General features: G+C 47.3%; 19 protein-coding genes. 8 read left to right on the forward strand and 11 right to left on the reverse strand.

All coding sequences use genetic code 11. The features are described from left to right. Nucleotides 1-21 precede the first annotated feature (21 nt). The 4 genes from Q384_RS01155 to Q384_RS01170 all read right to left on the reverse strand — a co-directional run bounded on the left by Q384_RS01155 (nucleotide 22) and on the right by Q384_RS01170 (nucleotide 5,169). A complete protein-coding gene (locus Q384_RS01155) occupies nucleotides 22-1,803 on the reverse strand; it encodes an assimilatory sulfite reductase (NADPH) flavoprotein subunit (RefSeq protein WP_037585425.1) in 1,782 nt (593 codons plus the stop codon). Nucleotides 1,804-1,960: 157 nt separating this feature from the next. Continuing rightward, the gene (locus Q384_RS01160; protein ID WP_037585426.1) at nucleotides 1,961-3,274 is read right to left on the reverse strand and encodes a sulfate adenylyltransferase subunit 1; all 1,314 of its coding nucleotides are present in this window, start codon (nucleotides 3,272-3,274) and stop codon (nucleotides 1,961-1,963) included. Between the two features lie 58 nt (nucleotides 3,275-3,332). Next, nucleotides 3,333-4,247 (reverse strand): sulfate adenylyltransferase subunit CysD, encoded by a 915-nt coding sequence (gene cysD, locus Q384_RS01165; RefSeq protein ID WP_037585427.1) that lies wholly within the window; start codon nucleotides 4,245-4,247, stop codon nucleotides 3,333-3,335. 199 nt (nucleotides 4,248-4,446) lie between these two features. Next, nucleotides 4,447-5,169: a phosphoadenylyl-sulfate reductase gene (locus Q384_RS01170; protein WP_037585429.1), complete on the reverse strand. Its 723-nt coding sequence runs from the start codon at nucleotides 5,167-5,169 to the stop codon at nucleotides 4,447-4,449. Nucleotides 5,170-5,445: 276 nt separating this feature from the next. Here Q384_RS01170 and cysG point away from each other — a divergent pair, with 276 nt between their 5' ends. After that, nucleotides 5,446-6,858, forward strand: a complete 1,413-nt coding sequence (gene cysG / locus Q384_RS01175; protein ID WP_037585430.1) for a siroheme synthase CysG — start codon at nucleotides 5,446-5,448, stop codon at nucleotides 6,856-6,858. Between the two features lie 168 nt (nucleotides 6,859-7,026). Here the strand turns inward: cysG and Q384_RS01180 are convergent, their stop codons facing one another. From Q384_RS01180 to Q384_RS01190, 3 genes are all read right to left on the reverse strand, one after another. Next, entirely contained in the window at nucleotides 7,027-7,674 is a 648-nt protein-coding gene (locus Q384_RS01180) for a hypothetical protein (RefSeq protein ID WP_051940231.1), read from the reverse strand. 275 nt (nucleotides 7,675-7,949) lie between these two features. Then, nucleotides 7,950-9,254, reverse strand: a complete 1,305-nt coding sequence (locus tag Q384_RS01185) for a tetratricopeptide repeat protein (protein WP_051940233.1) — start codon at nucleotides 9,252-9,254, stop codon at nucleotides 7,950-7,952. Between the two features lie 83 nt (nucleotides 9,255-9,337). Further along, a complete protein-coding gene (locus Q384_RS01190; RefSeq protein ID WP_037585433.1) occupies nucleotides 9,338-9,712 on the reverse strand; it encodes a hypothetical protein in 375 nt (124 codons plus the stop codon). A 136-nt stretch (nucleotides 9,713-9,848) separates the two neighbouring features. On the opposite strand from Q384_RS01190, the gene recC reads away from it, so the two are divergent. From recC to Q384_RS13060, 3 genes are all read left to right on the forward strand, one after another. Further along, on the forward strand, nucleotides 9,849-13,124 hold the full coding sequence (gene recC, locus Q384_RS01195) for an exodeoxyribonuclease V subunit gamma (RefSeq protein WP_245608487.1): 3,276 nt from the start codon (nucleotides 9,849-9,851) through the stop codon (nucleotides 13,122-13,124). Between the two features lie 64 nt (nucleotides 13,125-13,188). Further along, entirely contained in the window at nucleotides 13,189-14,754 is a 1,566-nt protein-coding gene (locus Q384_RS01200) for a TerC family protein (RefSeq protein WP_037585435.1), read from the forward strand. Between the two features lie 490 nt (nucleotides 14,755-15,244). Beyond that, a complete protein-coding gene (locus Q384_RS13060; RefSeq protein WP_156956381.1) occupies nucleotides 15,245-15,559 on the forward strand; it encodes a hypothetical protein in 315 nt (104 codons plus the stop codon). 70 nt (nucleotides 15,560-15,629) lie between these two features. Here the strand turns inward: Q384_RS13060 and Q384_RS01205 are convergent, their stop codons facing one another. Continuing rightward, nucleotides 15,630-16,433, reverse strand: coding sequence for a carbon-nitrogen hydrolase family protein (locus Q384_RS01205; protein WP_037585436.1), 804 nt, complete (start codon nucleotides 16,431-16,433; stop codon nucleotides 15,630-15,632). A gap of 431 nt (nucleotides 16,434-16,864) precedes the next feature. On the opposite strand from Q384_RS01205, the gene Q384_RS01210 reads away from it, so the two are divergent. Further along, a complete protein-coding gene (locus tag Q384_RS01210; RefSeq protein ID WP_037585437.1) occupies nucleotides 16,865-18,001 on the forward strand; it encodes an aminotransferase class V-fold PLP-dependent enzyme in 1,137 nt (378 codons plus the stop codon). A gap of 298 nt (nucleotides 18,002-18,299) precedes the next feature. Continuing rightward, nucleotides 18,300-18,857, forward strand: a complete 558-nt coding sequence (locus Q384_RS01215; protein ID WP_037585459.1) for a TMEM165/GDT1 family protein — start codon at nucleotides 18,300-18,302, stop codon at nucleotides 18,855-18,857. A gap of 68 nt (nucleotides 18,858-18,925) precedes the next feature. Here Q384_RS01215 and lysA read toward each other — a convergent pair whose 3' ends face one another. Both lysA and lptM read right to left on the reverse strand, forming a co-directional pair. Further along, nucleotides 18,926-20,164: a diaminopimelate decarboxylase gene (gene lysA, locus Q384_RS01220; protein WP_037585438.1), complete on the reverse strand. Its 1,239-nt coding sequence runs from the start codon at nucleotides 20,162-20,164 to the stop codon at nucleotides 18,926-18,928. Then, nucleotides 20,157-20,336 carry an LPS translocon maturation chaperone LptM gene (gene lptM / locus Q384_RS01225; RefSeq protein ID WP_037585460.1) on the reverse strand — a complete coding sequence of 60 codons (180 nt, stop codon included), beginning with the start codon at nucleotides 20,334-20,336 and terminating at the stop codon, nucleotides 20,157-20,159. The genes lysA and lptM overlap by 8 nt, the downstream gene beginning before the upstream one ends. A gap of 566 nt (nucleotides 20,337-20,902) precedes the next feature. Between lptM and Q384_RS01230 the strand changes: the two genes are divergently transcribed. Both Q384_RS01230 and Q384_RS01235 read left to right on the forward strand, forming a co-directional pair. Next, nucleotides 20,903-21,394 carry a copper chaperone PCu(A)C gene (locus Q384_RS01230; RefSeq protein WP_051940235.1) on the forward strand — a complete coding sequence of 164 codons (492 nt, stop codon included), beginning with the start codon at nucleotides 20,903-20,905 and terminating at the stop codon, nucleotides 21,392-21,394. 153 nt (nucleotides 21,395-21,547) lie between these two features. Beyond that, nucleotides 21,548-21,877 carry a YegP family protein gene (locus Q384_RS01235; RefSeq protein ID WP_037585439.1) on the forward strand — a complete coding sequence of 110 codons (330 nt, stop codon included), beginning with the start codon at nucleotides 21,548-21,550 and terminating at the stop codon, nucleotides 21,875-21,877. 268 nt (nucleotides 21,878-22,145) lie between these two features. Here the strand turns inward: Q384_RS01235 and Q384_RS01240 are convergent, their stop codons facing one another. After that, nucleotides 22,146-24,023, reverse strand: a complete 1,878-nt coding sequence (locus tag Q384_RS01240; RefSeq protein WP_037585440.1) for a potassium transporter Kup — start codon at nucleotides 24,021-24,023, stop codon at nucleotides 22,146-22,148. Nucleotides 24,024-24,201 lie beyond the last annotated feature (178 nt).

The following is a 24,201-nucleotide window of genomic DNA, read 5'->3' on the forward strand; positions in this document are numbered from 1 at the left end:
ACATTTGGATAACAATGCTGTTTAATAAACATCACGCTGATAGCGTTTATTTTCACGAAGCTCATTTAAATAATCATCGGCATCATCGATACTTAATTTACCCTGCTCGGCAATGATACCAAGCAAAGCCAGCTCAACATCGCGCGCCATTTTGGCAGCATCGCCGCACACATACACATGCGCACCGCGCTGCAACCATGCCCACACTTCAGCCGCTTCTTCGTGCAATTTATGCTGCACATACACTTTTTCGCTGCCCTCACGGCTCCATGCAAAATTGTATTTATTCAGCAAACCGTTTTTACGGTATTGCTGCCATTCAGTCTGATACAGAAAATCATCGGTAAATTTCTGATTACCGAATATCAGCCAATTTTCGCCGCTGTCGCCATTGGCTTCGCGCTGCTGCATAAAAGCACGGAACGGCGCAATACCCGTGCCCGCACCAATCATAATGATTGGTGTACCGCCATTTTCAGGCAGCCTGAAATGGTTGTTTTCCTCAATAAATACACGCACAGCACCGCCTTCTTCCAAACGCTCGCCCAGATAACCCGAAGCACCGCCAGTATGGATTTTGCCATGATGTTCAAAGCGCACCACGCCCACAGTAATGTGAACTTCCTCGCCCACTTCTTCCTGTGATGACGCAATAGAATACAAACGCGGCGTCAGCGAGCGGAATAAATCATGCAAATCCTGAGCCGCCAACACATGCGGATAAGCGGCAAATACGCCCATCGGCGGGGTATTTGTAACGTAATCGTTCAATTTGGCGGCATCGGCGGCCATTTCGCGTAAATCATTCTGAGCGACCCACTGCGCATAGGTTTTCACCAATGCAGGGGTGTTTTGGGTGATGTCCAAATAATTCAGCAATGCGGTTTCGATACTGACTTCTTTGCCATTAACCAAACGCACGGGCGCATCTTTAGCCACTTGCGTGTGTTGCAAAATTTCGGCAACCAATATCGGATTGTTTTGATAATACACACCCAAAGCATCACCCGGTTTGTATCGGATACCGGAGCCGGTCAAGTCAATTTCAATGTGTTCTACGTCCTTAGCGGCATAACGCGAAGTGATTTTTTGACGTATGTTCAAAGAAGCAGAAAACGGGGTTTCTTTGCTAAACACCTGTGCGGGTGCGGCAACGGCAGCATTGGCAACGGCAACCGCCGCATCACCACCTTGATGAACCAAAGCCGCCACTTCTGCGGTAATTTTATCTTGCCACTGAGCAGCAGTGCTTTGGTAATCCAAATCACAATCCACGCGATTGAGCAAACGTTTAGCACCCAATTTCGCCAACTGTGCATCAAAGTCTTTGCCTGCTTGGCAGAAATTCGGATAACCGGTATCGCCCAATCCCAAAACCGAGAAACTCAACTGACTCAAATTCGGTGCTTTCTTGCCAAACAGAAATTTATACAGCGGCACAGCCTCTTCAGGCGGTTCGCCTTCACCCTGCGTGGAAGTTACCAACAGTACAATGTCTTCATCGGTAATGTTTTTACTTTTGAAGTCGCCCGCAGCCATCAGCTGAGTATTGATGCCTGCATCTTTCAGTTTCACCAACACCTCTTCAGCCACGCGGCGTGCATTGCCGGTTTGTGAAGCAGACAAAACCGTTACTTTTCGTGCGGCTGCCGTTATTGCGGCGGCGGGCACAGCGACCGCAGCAGATAAAGCAGCACCTGCCGCTTCGCTTTTTGCCCAAGCGTAACCGGACAGCCACGCCAATTGTGCAGACGACAGCGCAGCCAATTGCTGCACCAGTTCAGAAGAAATCGGTAAGGTCATGTTGTTCTCAGTATCTCGGTATTATTGCCGCACGCTCGGTAACTTAATCGGCAGCCAATTCGGCACAAGCAGCAGCAAGCCGCAAAAAGCTTAAGAAAGAAATAACGTTTATCAAAACAAAAGCGGCAACCGCATTCAGGCAGCCGCCAAAATAAATTTAAATAACCCAATCACCTTCATCATCGGTTTCAACAATCATACCGGCGGCAACAGTGTGGTTGGTGGCTTCATCAATCAAAATAAACGCACCGGCAGCCGGATTTTGCACATATGCCACAGGCACGATTGGTTTTTGCAAATTTAAGTGAACACGGCCAATGTCGTTGCGTTTCAGCGTATCGGCATTTTCCGTGTGGCTCAGGGTTTGCACGTCCCACAGATAATCAATGTTTTTAACTTTGGCGTACACGGTTTGCGTGCTGTGTTTCAACAGGTAGCGGCGTGCTGTGTTCAGCGGTTTGTCATCAAACCAGCACAGCGCAGCAGTGAGTATTTTGGTAGCACGCACACTGCTGTCGGCTGCCACAATGCTGTCCCCGCGGGACACGTCTATGTCATCATCAAGGGTAACGGTTAATACATCGCCTGGCTTGGCTTCTTTCAGGCTGCCTGAAATACCGAAAATGGCTTTGATGCGGCTTTTGTATCCGGCAGGCTCAATGCGCACGGCATCACCCGCCGTCAGCGTCCCCTGTTCCAACCGACCTTGGTAACCGCGAAAATCATCGGCGGCACTGCCGTCTTGACGTGCCACACGCTGCACCGGAAACAAAACGGCTTCGGGTGTAGCGGATACACCGCTATCAATCGGCAATTCTTCCAAAACGCGCAGCAAAGGCCGGCCGTGATACCACGACATGTGTTCGCTGGGATTAACAATGTTGTCGCCATTGAGCGCGGAAATCGGTACATACCGTACATTATTCAGTTTTAAAGTATCCGCCAATTCTTGATAGGCTGCCTGAATGGCATTGAATTTATCTTCACTGTAATCCAACAAATCCAGTTTATTCACCGCTGCAATAACGTGGTGCGTACCCAATAATTTCAGCAAAGCACTGTGGCGTCGGGTTTGCGGCAGCAATATCGGTTTACCGCCGGAAAAGTCCACACGGGCGGCATCAATCAACACAATTGCCGCATCGGCAGTCGATGCACCGGTAACCATATTGCGGGTGTATTGTTCGTGCCCGGGCGTATCGGCAATAATGAATTTGCGAACAGGTGTCGCAAAATAGCGGTAGGCAACATCAATGGTAATGCCCTGCTCTCGTTCGGCAGCCAAGCCGTCGGTGAGCTGTGCAAAATCGGGAACGCCTTGAGCGGTGCGTTTGTGTTTGCCGCTGTACAAAGAAGCCACTTGATCAGCCAGCAAGGCTTGGCTGTCATACAGCAAACGTCCAATTAACGTTGATTTGCCGTCGTCCACGCTGCCGGCAGTGATGAATCGCAATACGGAATCGGTATTCATATTGTTCTCTCGTGTTTTTGTTTTTAATTTTTTTCAGGCAGCCTGTTTATAAATCGTCTTAGAAATAGCCGGCTTTTTTGCGCTCTTCCATTGCGGCTTCCGACACTTGATCGTCCATGCGCGTGGCACTGCGTTCAGAAATGGTGGTTTCGGCGGTTTCAGCAATAATTTCTTCCGGTGTCGCCGCCGTGCTGGCCACAGGACAGGTGCAGGAAATATCGCCCACGGTACGAAAGCGAACAGAGCGAATTTCACTGGTTTCACCGTCTTTTTTCGGCGTAAACCGTGTTATCGGCACCAGCAAGTTGCCACGCACCACCACTTCTCGCTCGTGCGTGTAGTAAATCGGCGGCAACGCCAATTGTTCGCGGGCAATGTATTGCCAGATGTCTAATTCAGTCCAATTAGAAATCGGAAACACCCGCATGTTTTCACCCGCATGCAGCCGTGTGTTGTAGAGACTCCACAGCTCGGGGCGTTGATTTTTCGGGTCCCATTGACCGAATTCATCACGAAACGAAAAAATACGTTCCTTGGCACGCGCTTTCTCTTCATCGCGGCGCGCACCGCCCATTAAGGCATCAAAACCGTTTTCCTCAATGGTTTCCAATAAAGTAACTGCCTGTGCGGCGTTGCGTGAATCGGTTTCTCGGCGCAGCACCACAGTGCCTTTGGCAATTGATTTTTCCACACTGCCCACCACCAATCTGGCACCGATGCGGCGCACTGTTTCATCACGAAACGCAATCACTTCGGGATAATTATGACCGGTGTCCACATGCACCAAGGCAAACGGCAGCTGCAAAGCACGGCCGGGAATTTGAAACGCCTTGATTGCCAATGCCAGCAACACCACCGAATCCTTACCGCCGGAAAACAGCAAAGCCGGATTTTTCGATTCCGCTACAACTTCACGGATAATGTAAATTGATTCAGCTTCCAACCAATCCAAATGTTTGTCTTGAATGCTCATGGTCTTCCCATTTTGTTTTTTTATCTTGATTACTTGATTACGTTTACTCAGGTGCTTGATACAAAACCATTTATCCCGCGATTTCGTATGATTTATCACCAAGTGAACCTTTTTTATGTATGCGCCGTCACTTCGCACGGCAAAAACACTGCGTGAACAGACTTTCAGGCAGCCTGTAACTGTAAACAGGGCGCACGGCTTATTTGTGCAAACCGCATTCTTTGCTGTCTCGGCTTTCCCACCACCACCGTCCCGCACGAATATCTTCACCCGCTTTCACAGGCTTGGTGCACGGTTCACAGCCAATACTCGGATAACCTTGATGGTATAAAGCATTAATCGGTAAATCATATTGTTCGGCATACGCCCACACATCGGTTTCATGCCAATCAAAAATAGGATTGAACTTGGCAATATCGCGTGCACTATCGTGTTCTGCCAACCCCAATTCTGCACGCGTATCCGATTGCTCACGCCGCTGACCGCTGAGCCAAGCATCGGCATCAGCCAAAGCACGGTTCAGTGGCTCAATTTTGCGGATATGACAACACAAACGGCGCAGTGCCACGCTGTCATAAAAAGCATTTTCACCATATTCGCGCACATACTGCGCCGCTACTGCCGCTTCAGGCATGTATTCAACAATCGTTAAACCCCAATGCTGCTTGGCTACCGATAACAAAGCCACGATTTCGGCATTCAGTTTGCCTGTATTTAAAGTAAAAATTTCAAACGGCAGCTTGAGCCGTACAATGGCATCGGTTATCACCATGTCTTCCGCTGCCAAGCTGGACGCCAGTTTCACTCGCGTAAAACGCGCCGCAATCCCGCACAAACGCGTATTCAATGACTTGATTAAATCGGGCAGACGGGCAACGGCAGCGGCATCGTGCGGCGGAGTCCATAACGGTGGGCGAAACATGGGTTACTTTCTTGGTTTGTCTGTATCTTGTTAAGTGTTTTGCTGTTTTTACGGCACAAATACTCGGCACTGCACTGATTTCGGCTGACATACTATCAAGTTGGCTGTGCGGCACAAAAGAATAAAAATTTCTTTCCATATAACCAAAACACGTTTAGCGTATTGGTGCACGTAATATATAACTTCCTGCACTTTCTTTAGACAAAACACTTCTTTTTCAGGCAGCCGCAAAACATTTACGATGTCAGGCTTAAAAAATCAATAAAGCCGCCTGAAATGAACCACTATCCTTTATTCGCTGATTTACACAACCGCGCTGTGCTGCTGGTGGGCGGCGGCCATGTCGCCGAGCGCAAAGCCGAAATGCTGCTCAAAGCGGGCGCAACCATATATGCTGTGTCTGCTCATTGGACACCGCGGTTTCAACGCTGGCTGAATAAAGGCGTGATTATTCATGGCGGCGATTCCTTTTCTGCCGACCTGTTAGACCACGTGTTTTTGGTGATGACTGCCACAAACGATAAATCTTTAAATACCAAAGTATTTCAGGCAGCCGAAGCGGCGGGTAAATTTTGCAACAGCGCAGACAATCCGACACAATGCTCATTTATTGTGCCTGCCGTTATCGACCGTAGCCCGCTTCAAATTGCCGTTTCCAGCGGCGGTACTGCGCCGGTATTGGCGCGGTTGTGGCGTCAAAAAATTGAAACCCTGCTGCCGCAGCATATTGGTAAAACCGCGGCACTGGCAGGACGCTGGCGCGCCGCAGTCAAACAAAAACTGCACGGACTTACCGAGCGGCGGCGTTTTTGGGAACATTTATTTAACGGCGATTTCGACAGCCACGTTGCACGCGGCAATGAAACTGCCGCCGAAACCATATTGCAGCAGCAACTCAACCAACACCAACCGCTCAAACAAGGCGAAGTAACCTTAGTGGGCGCGGGACCGGGCGATGCGGGGCTACTCACCTTAAATGCCATTCAAGCCATGCAGGCGGCAGATATTGTGTTGTACGACGCATTGGTATCACTTGAAATTTTGGAATGGGTGCGCCGCGATGCAGATAAAGTGTGTGTCGGCAAACGCGCGGGTGCGCACAAAGTGAAACAGGAAGAAATCAACCGCTTGCTGATGGACTATGCGCAGCAGGGCAAGCGCGTGGTGCGCCTTAAAGGCGGTGATCCGTTTGTGTTTGGCAGAGGCGGCGAGGAATGCCAAGAACTGGCCAAAGCCGGTATTCCGTTTAAAATCGTACCGGGTATTACCGCAGGACTGGGTGCAACAGCCTATGCAGGCATTCCGCTCACCCACCGCGATTACGCCCAAACAGCACTGTTTATCACAGGCCATTGCCGCCCCGACGGCGACGAGCTGCATTGGCAGACCTTGGCACGCGGCAGACAAACATTGGTGATTTACATGGGTACTATTAAGGCTGAGTCCATCAGCACCGAGCTGATTACTCATGGCCGCGCGGCGGACACACCCGCAGCAGTGGTATCCCAAGGCACACTCACCGAACAACATGTGCGCATCGGCACTTTGCGCAACTTGGCACAACTGGCAGCCGATGCACCCGCACCCGCGTTGATTATTATCGGCGAAGTGGTGAAGCTGAGAAGCGAATTGGCATGGTTTCAGGAACACCGCAACACTGCCGCCGCGCAAATGATTGAGGCTGCCTGAAAACCAATTTCAAAGTGCCTGTATTTTTCCATGTGAAAGGTTGTTGCTGAATTCACAAAAACACACAATGGCAAGATGTATGTGTATTTTTGTCTGCCGCATTAATTTCAGGCCGCCTGTTGTTTCAGGCAGCCTGAAATCACATTAGAATATTACTCTTATCTGCTTTTATTCTAATTCCCTCATATCGCGCCAGCCGCGGTTGGTCAATACCAAAGTCATGTTTTGTTTGCGCGGGTGTTTTGCTTGGGTGAAAAAATTTTCATCGCTATGTTTCAATAATTTTTCTGCCCATTTCTCAGGCTGTAATTGCACTTCATACACGGCTTTAACCGCTGTTACGCCATTGTGTGCCGTCGGCTCAGTGAATAAATCCACTTTGTTTAATTTTTTTGTTCCCAAACACAATAGCGCGCCATGCGGGCTGGGCTGGATTTGGGCATTGCCCTTATCAGTGCGCTCAAACACACGGAACGGTATTTTTATTTCGCCGCTCAGTGCCTGTTCTTCTTTGGCTTCTTGATAAAAGCCTTCATCAACCAAGATGTCCATTTGCTTTAAGGCTTGCTTATTGATTTTATCACCATCAATATTTTTCACCGCAATACGCATGGTTTTATTGCCAAGCAACAAATTAACATCAGGGCTGCCTGAAACATCAACCGCAGCAGGTGTCGGTAAACACACCCGCTCTGCCGACACCGATTCACGGATTGCCTTTTCAATATTGCGCTCACTCGCTTCCTGCACATCGCCGCACGCGCTCAATAAACCGCAGCACAGAGCCACAGTGAAATATATTTTTACGGGTATCATGATATTTTCCTCTGCTGATATGTTTAAAAAAATCTTAATGCTGCAAAAAATACTGAGAATTTTATATCGGCTACCGCCGTGAACAAAACACAGCAAGCCGATTTTAATAACTCACCTTCCGCAACTGGGCACACAATGAATAACTTGCCCCATCGTCCATCACCGCTTCTCAATAAATATTATTGTTTTTCCATAGCCGTTCATTTTAAAAACAAGATAAATGCCAACAATGCGGTGTTAATCACACAACGTGGGAAAATTACCACCATGATTTTCTATAACTTGCTCACCCGAATCACCGCGGTTTTATTTTCGATCATTTTGGCATAACGATTGGGGAGAAAATCAGCAACCTGCCCATCCAGCACCTTACCGGGATAGGTGCAAATCGGCTTTTCCGTGGTTTCACCCTCAGGCGTGGTTTCCCTAACAAAAAAAGTCCACTCAACATCAGTACCGTCAGGCAAATCCGACAGAGCAGAAAAGCGCACCGCGCCTTCAGCATAGCCCACATGGAATGATTGAAATCGGCGAACAAAATCATCAAATGAAGCATCGCCCGGAAACAGTTTCCCACCCATAAAATCATACAAGGAATCATGCGCACACAAACTCAGCCGCGCGTAGGGCCAAACTTGTTCACGCAAAAAATACTGGTCGGCAAAATGACGGGATTTTAAAGGCTTGGATAAAAATTCGCCCAGCATGTTTGATAAAGGCGGCAGGCTGCCTGAAACCACACTCCATAATCCGGCTAAAATCAGCTCAGTATGCGTAGCACTATCACGCATCACGTGAAAACGCTTGCCGCTTGTCAACCACTCTGCCGTTGCTTGTGCCTCAAATTCAGTAATCACCGAATCCGCATCGCGAAACATTACCCGATGCAGATTGGTATCGCCTAAAGCCAAGAGCCGCCACATGGGACCGGGCAACTGTTTGCGGGTGTTTTCTTCCACCACAATCACTTGCGCACCCGCATTTTTTAAACGCTGCACCACAGCTTGCGGTACATCATCGGCAATATAAAAACGACAAGTCCAATACGGGTAAATTTTTACTTGTTCTTGTGCATTCAAAATGGCTGTTTCACAATATTTGGGGCTGCTGCCGAACAAAGAAAAAGCAATGATGTTTTGCGCTTGGGTATCGGCAGAAGGCAGCGGCGGCAAATCACCCCAATTCAAATCAGGAACAGTGCGGCTAAATTCTTTATCCCGAATTTCCAAGGCTTTTTTCCCGTATTTTTTTACTTCGTCCCATTGCCTGAATACACCGTGTGCATGTGCCAACGTGTCGTAAACATGAATGGACGACACCCCCAAAGAAATGCCTTTTTGTGCGTATTTAATCGCATCTTCAAATCGATTCAAATAGATACAGTTTGCCGCCGCATCCACCCATGCAGGCGCACACCGATCACTCAGCCGCAGTGCATAGAAACAAGCATCTAAGGCTTCTTGGTATTGCCCTTTATTGTGCAACTCCTTGGCACGATCACCAATTCTTACCAATTGCTGATTTAAAGCAGCAAGATTGCGAGAACGATTTTGCTGCGGAATATGCGGTTTGCGGCTCATAAGAATATTTTTCCCAAAAAACAACGCGCTGAACGCAATAAATTTCAGGCGAACAGCGCGAGCGACATTTAGTTTTTCAAAGTTTACTCATCTTGATAATTTCTGTCTGCCTCTTTCAAGGCATGACGCGACAACGATAAATTGGCTTTTTGTTTATCCAGCACCAAAAACAAAAATAAACCTTTACTTGATACCATCGGACGCAGCAACAAATATATCTTACCCATGGTGATTAAAATGTCTTCAATACTGTCCGGGGTGGCACTGCCGGCTTCCATCCGTGCAATGGCTTTCACTTCAGATCGTACAATTTCGGTATTGCTCACAGCCAACACATCTAAATCTATGCCGGATGGGCTTTTTCCACCCAAAATCATACCGCTTTCATAGTCCACCACGGCACATGCCAGCACCCCTTTGGTACCGGCTAAATCTTCAATCACGCCATCAAATCGCACGATCGTAACCCTTTATCAAATCCATAAGCATTGTTTGAATCTTTCCGAAGCCCTGCATCTTGTACACAGCTCAACTCACCACATCAAGACACAATAACCATTGTTTTTTGCTTGTGCTATCTTAAACCAGCTTTATTTGGCAAAGCAATCTGTTTATCGCATAATCAGCCTCGTTGGCAATGATACCACTCCTTCACCGATAAAAACCATGCTTTATCTTTACCAATCCAATCGCTTGGAATACTTGGCGGCACTGCTTGCCAAATTATTAACCCTGCCAAACACCTCCTCGCCTTGGGAAACCGAAGAAATTGTTGTGCAAAGTCAAGGCATGCGCCGTTATATCAACCGTTTTTTGGCACAAAAAAACGGCATCGCCGCCAACCTGCGTTTCAGCCTGCCTGCCGGCTTCAGCTGGCGGCTCACACGTACACTTCTGCCCGACACGCCCAAACTCAACCCTTTTCACACCGAAGTGATGCGCTGGCGGCTGCTGAATTTATTTCAAAGCGAAACGTTCAGGCAGCCTGAATTTACAGCAGTCCGCCAAGCCTTGCATCACTATCTGAGCAGTTCAGAAGCCGCCCCCTATCATCTGGCGGGGCAATTGGCAGATATTTTTGACCAATATCTGGTTTACCGCAGTAACTGGATTACCGCATGGAACAAACACCAGCTGCTGAATCTGGGTGAATCCGAAAACTGGCAAGCGGTATTATGGCGGTATTTGGAGGAACAAGCCCCGCAGCAACACCGTGCGGCACAAGTACACGCAGTATTATCCAAACTCAGTGCCGAATATCTGCCCGCCCGCCTTATGGTGTTTGGCTTATCCGCCTTAGCGCCCATGTACCTCAATCTCTTGCAAGCCATCGCCGTACACACCGATGTGCATATCTTCGCACTCAACCCCAGCAATGAATATTGGGGAAACATCTTGCCGGCAAGTATATTGCTGGATTTAGATGAATGGCATGAAGCATTCAGCGGTCATCCCTTGCTCTCATCGCTCGGCAAACAAGGACGTGATTTTTTTGATGCCTTAACCGAAATGCCTGACATTCAGTATGCACAAGAAATTTACGACCCCCTGCCGCTGCACACATCACAACTGACACAATTGCAGCACGACATTCAATGCCTCAGGCTACCTGAAAACACCATACCGCAAAAATCCGACACTTCCGTCCAATTCGTCGCCGCCCACAGCCGTCTGCGTGAACTGCAAATCCTCAAAGACCAATTATTGCAAGACCTTGCCGATCACCCTGATTGGCAGCCGCACGACATCGCCGTATTAACCCCACACATCGAAGCCTATATCCCGTTTATAGACGCCGTATTCGGACAAAGCCAAGGCGGCAATCAAATACTGCCCTACAGCATCGCTGATGCCAAAATCAGCCGCAAACAACCATTGCTGCAACTATTGGAAAAGCTGATCGCACTGACAGAAAGCCGCTTGGAAATTGACCAAGTGCTGGCTTTGCTTGACGAGCCGGCTTTGCGCCGCCGCTCTCATTTCAGCAATGCAGACATTGAGTTAATCAGTGCGGCATTTATCGAGCAAGGCATTCATTGGGGAGACGGCGAAACCATGCGCCGCGCTTTCGGCGGCAAAGGCGATGATTTTACTTGGCAGCACGGCATGAACCGCACCGCTTTGGGCTGGCTCTTACCCAATACCGCCAACTGGCAGCATTGGCAAAACATCTACCCTTGGACTGCCGACATCAACCTCACCGCCGTATTGGTGCGTGCACAAGATTGGCTGGCGGCATTACTGCGGCACTACCGCCTCTGGCAAACCGACGCCGACATCACCGCATGGCAACAGCGTGTACGCAATTTCATACGCGATTTTGCCGACGATGACAGTCTCAGCGGCAACGCCATGCAGCAGCTGGAAACCGCACTGGCAGAATGGCAGGCACAAGCAGAACTGGCAAATTTTCAGGCAGCCCTAAGCCCCGCACTGGTGCGCGAACATTTGCAAGGTTTTTTAAACAGCAGCAGCGAAGCCGGTTTCTTACGCGGCGGCATCACTTTCTGCGGCATGGTACCGATGCGCAGCCTACCATTTAAATGTTTGTGTTTATTGGGTTTAAACGACGGAGAATTCCCGCGCACCACCAAATCGGCTCCGTTTGACCTCATCGCCCAACACCCAAAAAAAGGCGACCGCGCCCGCCGCGACGACGACCGCTATTTATTTCTGGAAGCCATACTCAGCGCACGTGAAAAATTATATTTATCCTATATCGGCAAAGACATACGGAAAAATGAAGACCTTGCCCCCTCTGCGCTGATTTACGAATTAACCGATACATTAGCCGCCATGAGCGGACAAACCCCACAGGCATATATTGAACAGCACATTCGCCAATACCCCTTACAAGCATTTTCACACGCTTATTTTAACGGCGAATTCAGCAGCAGCCGCGCCGACTATGCCTCCGCATTAAATCAAACACCGCAACCGGAAAAACCATTTACCGATGGCTTTCATACCGAAACACCAACCGATGCCCTGCCGATAAACACCGACGACTTCCTTACATTCTGGCGCAATCCCGTAAAGCATTGGCTGCGGCAACAGCTGCAATGGCAAGCACCGTATCAGCACGAAGACAAAGATGCCGATGAACCGTTCAAACCCACCGACAGCGGCAGAATTTACCGCGATTATTTACACGCCCGCCGCAAACACGCTGATTTCAACACCGTTACCGCAGCTCTGTCTGCTGACGGCGTTCTGCCCGTTGGCGCATTGGGACAGCTCAACGCCGAACCCTTGCGCAATGCGGTTTTGTCCTTGGACGAAACTTTATTACAAAGCCCCGCATTGCCGGATACCAATATACACATCGCAACCGAACACGGCATACTTTCAGGCAGCCTGAACCAGCTGCACCAACACGGACAATTCATTGAATTTCCCAAACGCATCACAGACACCGATCAAATCATTCTGCGGCTGAAACACCTGATTTTCTGTGCTGCCTTACCAAACTGTGAACCATACACTTATGTTTTTTCACCGGAAGACACCCTGTGTTTTTTACCACTGCCCAAAGAGCAAGCACATCAGCAATTAACGCAATGGCTTCGTTACTACCGACAGGGGCAGCAGCAAGCACTGCCGTTTTTCCCGCGCACAAGCTGGCGAGCCGCTCAAAAATGGCATGGCAGCGAATCAACCACACCGCCGCTTACTGCCGAAAACGAAGCCCAGCTCAATTACAACGGCAATGATCGGCAAAAACCGCAAAGCAGCTATGCTGAAGTGGCACAAATTTTCGTAAATGACCCAATACCACCCATAAAAACAACTCTTTTTTGGGATTTGATTCATGACCTATTACTGCCGCTGGCAGCAATCGGCGAAAAAACACCAATCACAAAAGAATGAAAATTTGGCAGCAATGTGTTAAAAAGTACACCAAACCCGATTACATCAACAAGGAAACAACACAATGGATTTCAGTTGGCTGGCTGAACCAACCACATGGATAGGATTTGCCACACTTTTGGTTTTGGAAGTGGTTCTCGGCATTGATAATTTGGTATTTGTCGCCATTCTTGCCAACAAGGTCAAACCGCGCCACCGCGACAAAGCACGAATTACCGGCTTGAGTTTGGCGATTGTTATCCGCATCATCATGCTGGGTTTGATGTCCTACATCATCACCCTGACTCGCCCGTTTATGTTTTTCGCCGATCACGGCGTATCCGTTAAAGATTTAATTATGCTCGGCGGCGGTTTATTCTTGCTCTACAAAGCCACCACTGAACTGCACGAACGCTTAGAAGGACACAGTGCTTTTGCAGAAGTTACCCACAGCCGCCATTACTCATCGTTTTTCAGCGTGGTGGCGCAGATTTTAATTTTAGATGCCGTATTTTCCATTGACTCCGTGATTACCGCCGTGGCAATGGTTGATCACGTCATTGTTGCCATGTCAGCAGTGGTGGTGGCAATGGTATTGATGATTTGGGCAAGCCGCCCGCTCACCGAATTTGTGGACAAACACCCCACCGTGGTGATGCTTTGCTTGGGCTTTCTGCTGATGATTGGTTTCAGCCTGATTGCCGAAGGTTTGCATTTCCACATTCCCAAAGGCTATCTCTACGCAGCCATTGCATTTTCCATTCTCATCGAGGTATTTAACCAAGTTTCCGGACGAAACATAAGTGTAAATGCCTTGCGCGGACGCACTTGGCGATACCGCACCGCCGAAAGCGTATTGGGCATGATGGGCATGCGCGAAGCCGTACTGGCAAAAAGCGGCGACAATGACGACGATACCCATTTTGAAGAAAATGAAAAATCGATGATTCGCAGTGTCTTAACACTGGCAGAACGCCCGATTTTGGGCGTAATGACCCCAAGAAGCGACATTGAACGCTTGGATATTTCACAAACCCGCGAACAACAATATACACAATTACAAGAAACGCCTTTTTCGCGCTTAATGGTGGTCGGTAAAGCGGGAATTGACGAACCTTTGGGCTATATCAATAAAAAAGACTTGCTCAATCAATTGCTTCAAAGCAGTGAATTAAATATTCAGGCAGCCTTAAAACAACCCTTGGTCTTGCCCGACGGCAGCACTGTCTTAGATGCGTTGGAACTCTTCCGCGCCAGAAGTGCCGATTTTGCTTTGGTGGTGGACGAATTCGGTGCAATATTGGGTTTGATTACCATGAAAGACTTAATGGAAACCATTGCAGGCGATTTTCCCGAAGAATACGAACGTGAAGAAGCACTGAGCATTCAAGAAAATGCCGACAACAGTTTCACCGCAGACGGCGGTTTGGAATACACCGAGCTGGCGCAACAAATCGCCCTGCCGCCTTTACCGGAAGATGCCGACTACCACACGCTGGCGGGTTTGCTCATGGAAGAATTGCAGGATATTCCCGATGTCGGCGATCATGTGAACTACCACGGCTACCGTTTTGAAGTCTTGAGCAAAGACAACCGCCGCATTGAGCGCGTTCGTATCAGCAGGCTGCCTGAAACAGAAGGTGAAGAATAAATTAACGGCAATTGGTTTCAAAAATATGCCGCATAAACCAAACGGATATTGGCACGCCCTTCGCCGACTGTTACAAACGGCAGGGCAATCTGTTTTTTAATACCGTGCGTTCATTGAGACCGCAGATTGCCGCACTGGCTTGATTTTCTCGCCGCAACCAACCGATATTTTTTCAGGCAGCCTGAAACACAAATGGCTGTCATTGCAAACAGCAAACACACAATACACAGTTTTATTCACATGTAACTGCAGCAACTTCGATTGTTTTTAAAATTCCAACTGCATTTTCCTTTTCCCGCAGTATCATTAACTTGCCTGCGCCATAATATTCTTAGAGATGGCGGCCATAGGTACTGTAATTTATTGAATTGTTAGTGAGAAATTGCGGATCGCATTCCCTCCGAGAAATCTCATACCTGTTCCGTAAATTTTTTATGCGTTAAGCGCAACAGTTACGGATTGTTTTAATCTTACAAAAAAGGATTGTGTGATGTTGCCCGAAGAGATAGATTTACACGACTCAGTAATAAAATCAATGTGTGTTGATTATGAAAGGTGTGGTGTAGCCATTGAGGTTGATTCTTATCTTAGTGATGATTCAAAACATCGAGAACCCATATCAATCAAATTTAATAACGTCAGTTCAATGTCAAAAATTTGTGATTTTATAGCACTGCAAAAAAATGCAAAACCAGGCAATGTGTGCTACTGGAACCCGTCACAATTTTTGGGTACAACATTTATTTACTTGTCTGATGGATGTTTGGCAATCACCGCTGAAAGCATAGATGTGTCAGTATGCTAACACAAAATAGGTGAAGCCCCCCATACGGGGAACAAGATCGTTGGGAGAATGGGCAAGGGAAACCAAACACTCAAAAAACCTTGTGTTTCAGTGCCGGCAGCTTATTGCGCACACTGTTAAGCAATGTACCGTCCAGCGAAGCGACCGCTACCCCTTCATCTTCGGGCAAACACGCCAATACTTCGCCCCAAGGATTAATAATCATACTGTGCCCGAAAGTGCGCCGTCCGTTTTGATGCTGACCGCCTTGGGCAGCTGCCAAAAGATAACATTGATTTTCAATGGCACGGGCACAAAGCAGCGTTTGCCAGTGTGCTTTACCGGTGGTGTAGGTGAACGCAGCGGGCAGCAGCAGTACTTCAAACGGTAACTGTGCACGGAAAAATTCAGGAAAGCGCAGGTCATAGCACACACCTTGGGCGATGTTGATGCCGTCGGCACATAATTTCGGCAATTCAGCTCCTGCGGTGATGGTGTCAGATTCGGCGTAACGTTCACCTAAGCCGCTGTAACCGAATAAGTGTACTTTGTGATACACGCTCAATAAACTGCCGTTCGGCGCAAAGCTGAGCATGGTATTCAATACCTTATTCGGCTCAGGGCTTTGCAGCGGAATCGTACCGCCGAATAAGGTAACTCCGTTTTCTTGGGCAGCGGCGCGTAAAGCGTCTTGCATCAATCCACTGCCAAACGGCTCAGCAATGGCGAGTTTATCGGTGTCTTTCTTGCCCATAATCGGCCAATATTCCGGCAGCAACACCCAATTTGCACCTTGTTCGGCGGCTTGGCGCACCAAACGCCGCATGGAATTGATGTTGTGTGCGGCATCAGTTCCCGAAACCATTTGTATCACGGCTGCCTGAATGTTATTCATGGCGTGTTTCCCTGTTTGTAACGGATTTGACGGGGATATTACCCGAAAAAAACTGTCTTATACATTACCGCCGCACATTGCCCTGAAAATCGTGTTTTTCAGGCTACCTGAAAACACTCTGCCCCAACACCAGCCGCGCACAATATCATTAACCCCGTGAGCCCGATAATGAATAAACAATATGCCATATAAAAACAAAATAAATTAATGATATTCAATCGCGTCATTTACTTTAAATTGCTTTAATATACCGCTAATTTTCTTTTGTTCAATATTTTTATTACACGTTTTCTTTATATAGCTAAGCAACTGTTTTTTCAAATAAATATAGCTTTTCACACTGGTTTCTACCGCATAGAACATGATTGTTTCGGATTGCTGTGTGATAAAAAAAAGTAGCTTTACTGTCAATCATAACGAAAGGACTTCTCATGTCTGCTTTGCTCCCCAATATCGACCCCAATGGTTTATTAGAATACTCCGTCGTCTATACCGACCGCGCCTTGAATCACATGTCTGCCAAATTTCAGACAGCCATGTGCGATATTTCTGCTTTATTAAAGCACGTTTACCATGCCGATGCGGTTGCCATTGTTCCCGGCAGCGGAACATCAGGCATGGAAGCGGTGGCTCGGCAGCTGGCGCGCGGACAAAAATGTTTGGTGGTGCGCAATGGTTTTTTCAGTTTTCGCTGGTCGCAAATTTTGGAAATGGGCAACATCGGTCATGACGTGGTGGTGATGAAAGCGCGGCAAGTACAGAGCAACAACAAACACATGCCGTTTGCACCCGCGCCGATTGAAGAAGTGGTGTCTGCAATTGAGCGTGAACGCCCCGCGCTCGTTTTTGCACCGCATGTGGAAACCGCTGCCGGTCTGCTTTTGCCCGATGATTATATCCGCCGCCTCGCCGAAGCCACTCACGCGGTCGGCGGTTTGCTGGTCATTGATTGTATTGCTTCGGGTGCGTTGTGGCTGAATATGCAGGATTTGGGTATTGATGTATTAATCAGTGCACCGCAAAAAGGTTGGAGCGGATCGCCGTGCTGCGGTTTAATTATGCTGAATCAAGCGGCAACCGATCGTGTGGAAGCCACACAATCCGATAGTTTCGACTTGGATTTAAAAAAATGGCTGCAAATCATGCGTGCCTACGAAAACGGCGGGCATGCCTATCATGCCACCATGCCCACCGACAGCTTGATTGTATTGCGCCAAGTGATACAAGAAGCACAGCACATTGGTTTTAATGCACTGAAAACAGCGCAACAGCAATTGGGACAAGCGGTGCGTGCACTGTTAGCAGAATATGGTTTTGAAAGCGTTGCCGCCGACGGTTTTGCTTCGCCAAGCGTGGTGGTGTGTTATACCGACAAACCGGAAATTCAATCAGGTAAGCTGTTTGCACAACACGGTTTACAAATTGCCGCCGGTGTGCCGCTGCAAGTAGATGAACCCGCTGATTTCCAAAGTTTCCGTATCGGCTTGTTTGGTTTGGATAAACTGCAAAATATTCCGCGTACGGTGGATTTATTGCGGCAAGCGTTGGCGGAGATAACACAAAAATAAACAAACCAATGCGGCTTATGTCTGAACGGCAGAAAAATGCGGCAATCTGTTTTGCAACGGCAATCAATCCATAAATAGATTGCCAATTTGTTTTCAGCAACACGAGATGGCAGTATTTACCGTTTCAGGCTGCCTGAAAAACACCAAACCCGCTTTTTCATTGCCGCAAAAACTGCGATAATCTTTTCATTCACTTTATTTGGTGAATAATTATGCGAAAACAATTGGCAAAATTTTCATTTTTTGCCAATTGTTTTTCTTGTCTTCAATTTTTTTACTGCGAAATATTATTTTTTTTATGTCTGCTTTTTTTTCGTCTGTTTTGGCGGTGGCTTTGTCTGAAATCGGAGATAAAACCCAGCTGCTGACACTGTTTTTGGCAGCAAGATTTACACAAAAATACGCCATTATGGCGGGGATAACCGTTGCTACTTTGCTTAATCACGCAATATCGGCAGAGCTCGGCGTGTGGCTGACACAGTCTTTATCGCCTGCCGTGATTGCCTACATCGTGGGCGGCAGTTTTATTGCGGTGGGTTTATGGCTGCTCAAACCGGATAAAGACGAGGAAACCGACACACGTTATCTTCGATTTGGTGCTTTTTTTGCCACGCTTATCTTGTTTTTTTCGGCAGAAATCGGCGATAAAACCCAGCTGGCAACAATATTATTGGCGGCGCGTTACCACGATGTATTCAGTGTGGTTATCGGTAGCACTTTAGGGTTGCTTATCGCTAATATTCCAGTGATTTTCTTTGGCGCATGGCTCACTCAAAAATTGCCTTTGCCTTTGATTCGGCTTTGTGCATGTGCCGTATTTTGTGTGCTGGGTGTAATCACTTTGTGGGCGGCTTGATTAATGTGTTCGAGGCTCTTTCGATTATTCGTAAAGAACCTCGCCCGTTTCACATCAAAATGATTCAATCAATCGTTGTTTGATAAATATCGTTGTTCGTCAGACAATAATTGTTCAATACTTTCACGCTGCCGAATCAATCGGTGCTGCGAACCGTTTACCAATACTTCAGCAGCACGGCAACGGGTGTTGTAGTTGCTTGCCATGCCAGCAGCATAAGCACCCGCACTGCGAATCAGCAATAAATCCCCCGCTTCTGCCGCCAAAACCCGATCTTTACCCAAAAAATCACTGCTTTCGCAAATCGGACCAACCACATCGGCTGTTATCGGCGCAATATTTTTATGCACCACTGGCTCAATAACATGGTACGCATCATAAAGTGCGGGGCGCATTAAGTCGTTCATGGCGGCATCAACAATGATGAAATTTTTCTCTTCACCATGTTTAATATACTCAATGCGAGTAAGCAATACGCCCGCATCACCCACCAAGCTGCGCCCGGGTTCTAAAATCAATTTTAAACGGCGGTCTGCCAGCCGCTGCGCCACTTCTGCGGCATAACGGTGCAAATCGGGAACGGTTTCATTGTGATAAACAATGCCCACACCGCCGCCCAAATCAATGTGCTGCAAAACAATACCAGCCTCCGCCAGTTTATCCGCCAACAACAATAAGCGATCTAATGCTTCGATAAACGGTGATAAATCAGTTAATTGCGAACCAATATGACAATCAATGCCAACTATTTGCAAATACGGCAATGAATTGGCGTGTTGATATGCAACCTCTGCATCGGCATAGGCAATGCCGAATTTATTGGCTTTTAATCCGGTGGAAATATAAGGGTGCGTTTTGGCATCGACATCGGGGTTGATTCGCAGAGAAATCGGTGCCGATTTACCCAACCGTTCGGCAACCGCATTGATGCGGTCTAATTCAGGTAAAGACTCAACGTTAAAACACAAAACGCCCGCATTCAATGCCCGTTCAATCTCGGCTTCGGTTTTGCCCACACCCGAAAAAATAGTTTTCCCCGCATCGCCGCCTGCCACCAATACCCGCGCCAATTCACCGCCGGAAACAATATCAAAACCGCAGCCCAGCTGAGCAAAATGACGCAAAACAGACAAATTGCCGTTGGCTTTCACGGCGTAACACAACAAAGGATTTAACACGGCAAAAGCATCAGCGTATTTTCGCTGCGCATGTGCGAGTTCAGTTTGGCTGTAAACGTACAACGGTGTACCGTAGATTTGAGCCAAATCAACAAAAGAAACATCTTCGCAGAAAAAAATATCACTCATATTCAGGTTTGTTTGGGATTGATTTGTCGTTGATCGGTTCAAGACCGATTCCGGTTTGCCAGACACCGAAATGGGCATTGTCTTTTTCTTTGGGTAAGTACAAGTCGCCTTTATAACCGCATGCGGACAAGCACAAGATATAAATACTCAATAAAAACCACAGCCGCCGCATCATATGCTCCGCATCAAAACAACGCATTAAAAAGGTTTGGCACTATAGCCGAATGCCGTGCAAAAAAACAAGATACCTGCCTTAAAAATCAACCACAAATATTGAAATATTACCAAAACACAGCGGCTGGCTTTCACAATGACGGAAATATCTTTTCTCTTTGCCATATTTGCTGTAAGCGGCATCATCATCAAAATTTAATTCTGCTTTTCAATACAATAGCCATACTGCAATAGACGCAGTACCATTTGATTATGTACTTTTACTGGATTACCTAAAATAATAAACAACAGTATTAAGCAAATTGTTATTATCATGCAGAAAAGCAGATTAATGACAGATTTGTCATGACGATGCCGCTGTTTGTTTTGTGACTAAAAGTGCAATCTAAGCCACTGTTACACGGCAAACATCCTGCGCAGCCGTTGACTGAAAAACAGCAAATGACCGCATTCATGCTCATAAACATGGGCGTATAATGGTTCGCTTTTTTGGTTCTTCGGAAACCCAAAAAATATTTTTGTATTATTAACCTGTTTTTGCACTCTGATGCTAAGGATAATGTAATGAATCTTTTGATGAAAAACCTGAAAAAATGCTTATTTATTGCCGCTTTATGCGGCAGCTCGGCTGCATGGGCAGAAGGCGTTGAAGCCGATAACGCTTGGGTACGGTTCACTGTTCCCGGTATGAACATGAGCGGTGCGTTTATGAATTTGCACAATACCGGCAGCACAGATGATGCCTTAATCGCCGCCCAATCACCGATTGCCGGTAAAGTGGAACTGCATGACCACATTGATGACAACGGTGTGATGCGTATGCGCGCAGTTGAAAACATTGCCCTGCCGGCAGGCAAAACGGTTCAGTTAAAACCCGGCAGCAAGCATGTTATGTTTTTCGGTTTAACACAAACCTTAGAACCCGGCAGCAGCATTCCTTTAACTTTGCAATTTAAACACGCCAAACCACTGACATTAAGTGTTCCCGTGATGAAGAATCAAACAAGCACCAATCATGCCGACAAGCAGGAAGCACATCAGCAACTCAGCCATTAATCTAAAATTTTAATGTTCGGCTATTGCCACTGCTTTGAATAACGCGTAATCTGGCATCGCCGTTGCGTTCCGACATTAAAGATTAAGTCGGTGTGTTTTCGGCAATAACCTCGCTGATAACTCTGTTTCTTTACAGTTTTGAAAGGACGAAGCATGGCAAAATTTGAACTCAGGAAAACCGATTCCGGACACTTCAATTTCAGTTTGAAAAATAAAGACGGCAAAACCTTGCTGAAAAGCGAGCAATACAACAGCAAATTGGCTGCGCTCAACGGTATTGATTCTGTACGCACCAATGCGGTGGAAGACAAACACTTCGCTTTGGAAACATCGCACGCCGGTCAGCCCTATTTCAATGTAAAAGCCGGCAATGGTCAAATCGTCGGCACCAGCGTGATGTATGCTTCCGTTGCCGACCGTGATGCCGCAATCGCTGAAACCAAAGCAACGGTAAAAAGTGCCGGCGTAGTGGAAGACGTTTAGTTTAATGATTTTGAAGTCAAGTTTCAGGCAACCAAAATTCTTGCCGACTTGATGTACCGCATACACCTCAAAAATAGGCTATTTCTCCTGTTTTTGAGGTGTGTTTTTTTATGGTTTGTCTGCCAATAAAAACAATGACCGCCGCCGCACAACAATTCACTGTTTACGATTAAGTACACTCAAATAAACAAGATGATTACCGCGCTGTTTTCAACTGCTATTTAACAATACGTCCAATACATTTATATTTCAGGCTGCCTCACACTGTCTATAACAATACCTGCGCACCCAATTCCACCACACGATTACTGGGAATACGGTAATAATCAGTGGGCGGCGTGCTGTTTTTATAAAGCCATTTGAATAAACCCGTACGCAACCTGCCCATATGCGAATGCGGGGTTTTGTCCAAAACAGAAATGCTGTCGCGCGACAAGAAAAACGATGTGTCTGCAATTTCCAAATCAATGCCTTGTTTACTTGCTGCCGCCAGAATATGGCTGATATTGGGTGTTTCTTGAAAACCGTAGCTGGCAATTATTCGAGTAAATCTTGAATCCAATTGCTTAATTGCCAGCCGCTCCCTATCCGGCACATAGGGCGTATCTTTGGTTTGGACTGTCAGCAACACATTGTATTCATGCAATACTTTATTGTGTTTTAAATTATGTAGCAACGCCCGCGGCGCACTGAACAAACTGCTCACCATATACACGGCATTCCCGCCGACTGTTTGCGGCGGATAGGCTCGCAAATTTGCTAAAAATTCGTCCAGCGGACAATCTTGGCGGCGTTGTTCAACAGCCATCAAATGCCGCCCGTACCGCCAAGTGGTAAATAAAAACACCACGAAAACGGCAACCAACATCGGAAACCAGCCGCCATGCGTGAGCTTGAGCAAATTCGCACCAAAAAAAACCAAATCAAAACATAAAAATACAGCGGTTAATCCCAAAGCCAGCCATTTCGGCCAACCCCAGTTTTTAATCATCACCACACAAAACAGCAGCGAAGTAATCACCATTGTGCCGGTAACGGCAATGCCGTAAGCGGCAGCCAAATGCTCAGAATTGTGAAACAATAAAATCACCAATATCACTGCCGCAAACAACAGCCAATTCACCGTCGGCATATAAATTTGCCCCATTTCATCGGCACTGGTATGCACAATACTCATGCGCGGAGAGAAACCAAGCTGAATGGCTTGGCGTGTTAAAGAATACGCACCCGCAATCACCGCTTGGCTGGCAATTACCGTCGCTGCCGTTGCCAGCACAATCAGCGGCAATAAACCCCATTTCGGCACACTCATAAAAAACGGATTCACAATCGCCGCAGGGTGATGCAGCAGCAACGCCCCTTGCCCGATGTAATTCAAGCCCAAAGCAGGCAGCACCAAACCCAGCCATGCCAATTGAATCGGTCTGCGCCCGAAATGCCCCATGTCCGCATACAAGGCTTCCGCACCCGTTACCGCCAACACCACCGCACCCAAACCGGCAAAACCACCCCAGCCGTGTTCCAGTGCAAACGAGATACCATAAAATGGATTGACTGCCAGCAATACCCGAGGATATTGCATTATTTGATAGACACCAATCCATGCCAATACAGCGAACCACACCAGCATAATCGGACCAAACAACGCACCGATTTTTTGTGTTCCGTGTTTTTGAATCATAAACAGCACAAACAAAATACTCAGCGCAATCGGCATAACCCAATTTTTGAAATCAGGGTGCAGCACAGTTAAGCCTTCAGCAGCAGACAATACCGAAATTGCAGGCGTAATCATCGCATCGCCGTAGAACAACGCTGCACCGCACAAACCCATCATCATCACCAACCATGCCGATTTGCCGTGCAAATACTGAATTGCCTGCTGCATCAAAATCACGACGCCGCCTTCACCCTTGTTGTCGGCACGCAGAATAAACAACACATATTTCAAGGTAACAATCAGCAGCAAAGACCAAATAATCAATGACACAAAGCCAAACACATTGGCTTCACTGGGTAACAACCCGGCGGCAGAAAAGCTTTCTTTCAAAGCATACAACGGACTTGTACCAATATCGCCGTAAACAATGCCCAATGCCGCCAGCGTAACAGCGAAAACAGCCGGATTGCGGTTTTGCTTATTCATATATTCAACTTTAAATCTAAAATAGAGTAATACCAATAGGTATTATAACAATGCTTTATTATCTTCGCTCTCACTACATACCTTTGGGCAGGGCAATCGCATGAAAGATTTAACACACTTTCAGTAGTTGCTCACGGTAATTATCAGAGGTAGCCGCCAGTAATCGCTGTACTTTAAT

This window comes from Stenoxybacter acetivorans DSM 19021 (assembly GCF_000745895.1).
Lineage (GTDB): Bacteria > Pseudomonadota > Gammaproteobacteria > Burkholderiales > Neisseriaceae > Stenoxybacter > Stenoxybacter acetivorans.

Bases quoted from the DNA above. Each gene is read 5' to 3' on its own strand.
- Q384_RS01155 (WP_037585425.1), bottom strand. From the start codon at position 1,803: ATGACCTTACCGATTTCTTCTGAACTGGTGCAGCAATTGGCTGCGCTG.
- Q384_RS01160 (WP_037585426.1), bottom strand. From the start codon at position 3,274: ATGAATACCGATTCCGTATTGCGATTCATCACTGCCGGCAGCGTGGAC.
- cysD (WP_037585427.1), bottom strand. From the start codon at position 4,247: ATGAGCATTCAAGACAAACATTTGGATTGGTTGGAAGCTGAATCAATT.
- Q384_RS01170 (WP_037585429.1), bottom strand. From the start codon at position 5,169: ATGTTTCGCCCACCGTTATGGACTCCGCCGCACGATGCCGCTGCCGTT.
- cysG (WP_037585430.1), top strand. From the start codon at position 5,446: ATGAACCACTATCCTTTATTCGCTGATTTACACAACCGCGCTGTGCTG.
- Q384_RS01180 (WP_051940231.1), bottom strand. From the start codon at position 7,674: ATGATACCCGTAAAAATATATTTCACTGTGGCTCTGTGCTGCGGTTTA.
- Q384_RS01185 (WP_051940233.1), bottom strand. From the start codon at position 9,254: ATGAGCCGCAAACCGCATATTCCGCAGCAAAATCGTTCTCGCAATCTT.
- Q384_RS01200 (WP_037585435.1), top strand. From the start codon at position 13,189: ATGGATTTCAGTTGGCTGGCTGAACCAACCACATGGATAGGATTTGCC.
- Q384_RS13060 (WP_156956381.1), top strand. From the start codon at position 15,245: ATGTTGCCCGAAGAGATAGATTTACACGACTCAGTAATAAAATCAATG.
- Q384_RS01205 (WP_037585436.1), bottom strand. From the start codon at position 16,433: ATGAATAACATTCAGGCAGCCGTGATACAAATGGTTTCGGGAACTGAT.
- Q384_RS01210 (WP_037585437.1), top strand. From the start codon at position 16,865: ATGTCTGCTTTGCTCCCCAATATCGACCCCAATGGTTTATTAGAATAC.
- Q384_RS01215 (WP_037585459.1), top strand. From the start codon at position 18,300: ATGTCTGCTTTTTTTTCGTCTGTTTTGGCGGTGGCTTTGTCTGAAATC.
- lysA (WP_037585438.1), bottom strand. From the start codon at position 20,164: ATGAGTGATATTTTTTTCTGCGAAGATGTTTCTTTTGTTGATTTGGCT.
- lptM (WP_037585460.1), bottom strand. From the start codon at position 20,336: ATGCGGCGGCTGTGGTTTTTATTGAGTATTTATATCTTGTGCTTGTCC.
- Q384_RS01230 (WP_051940235.1), top strand. From the start codon at position 20,903: ATGAATCTTTTGATGAAAAACCTGAAAAAATGCTTATTTATTGCCGCT.
- Q384_RS01235 (WP_037585439.1), top strand. From the start codon at position 21,548: ATGGCAAAATTTGAACTCAGGAAAACCGATTCCGGACACTTCAATTTC.
- Q384_RS01240 (WP_037585440.1), bottom strand. From the start codon at position 24,023: ATGAATAAGCAAAACCGCAATCCGGCTGTTTTCGCTGTTACGCTGGCG.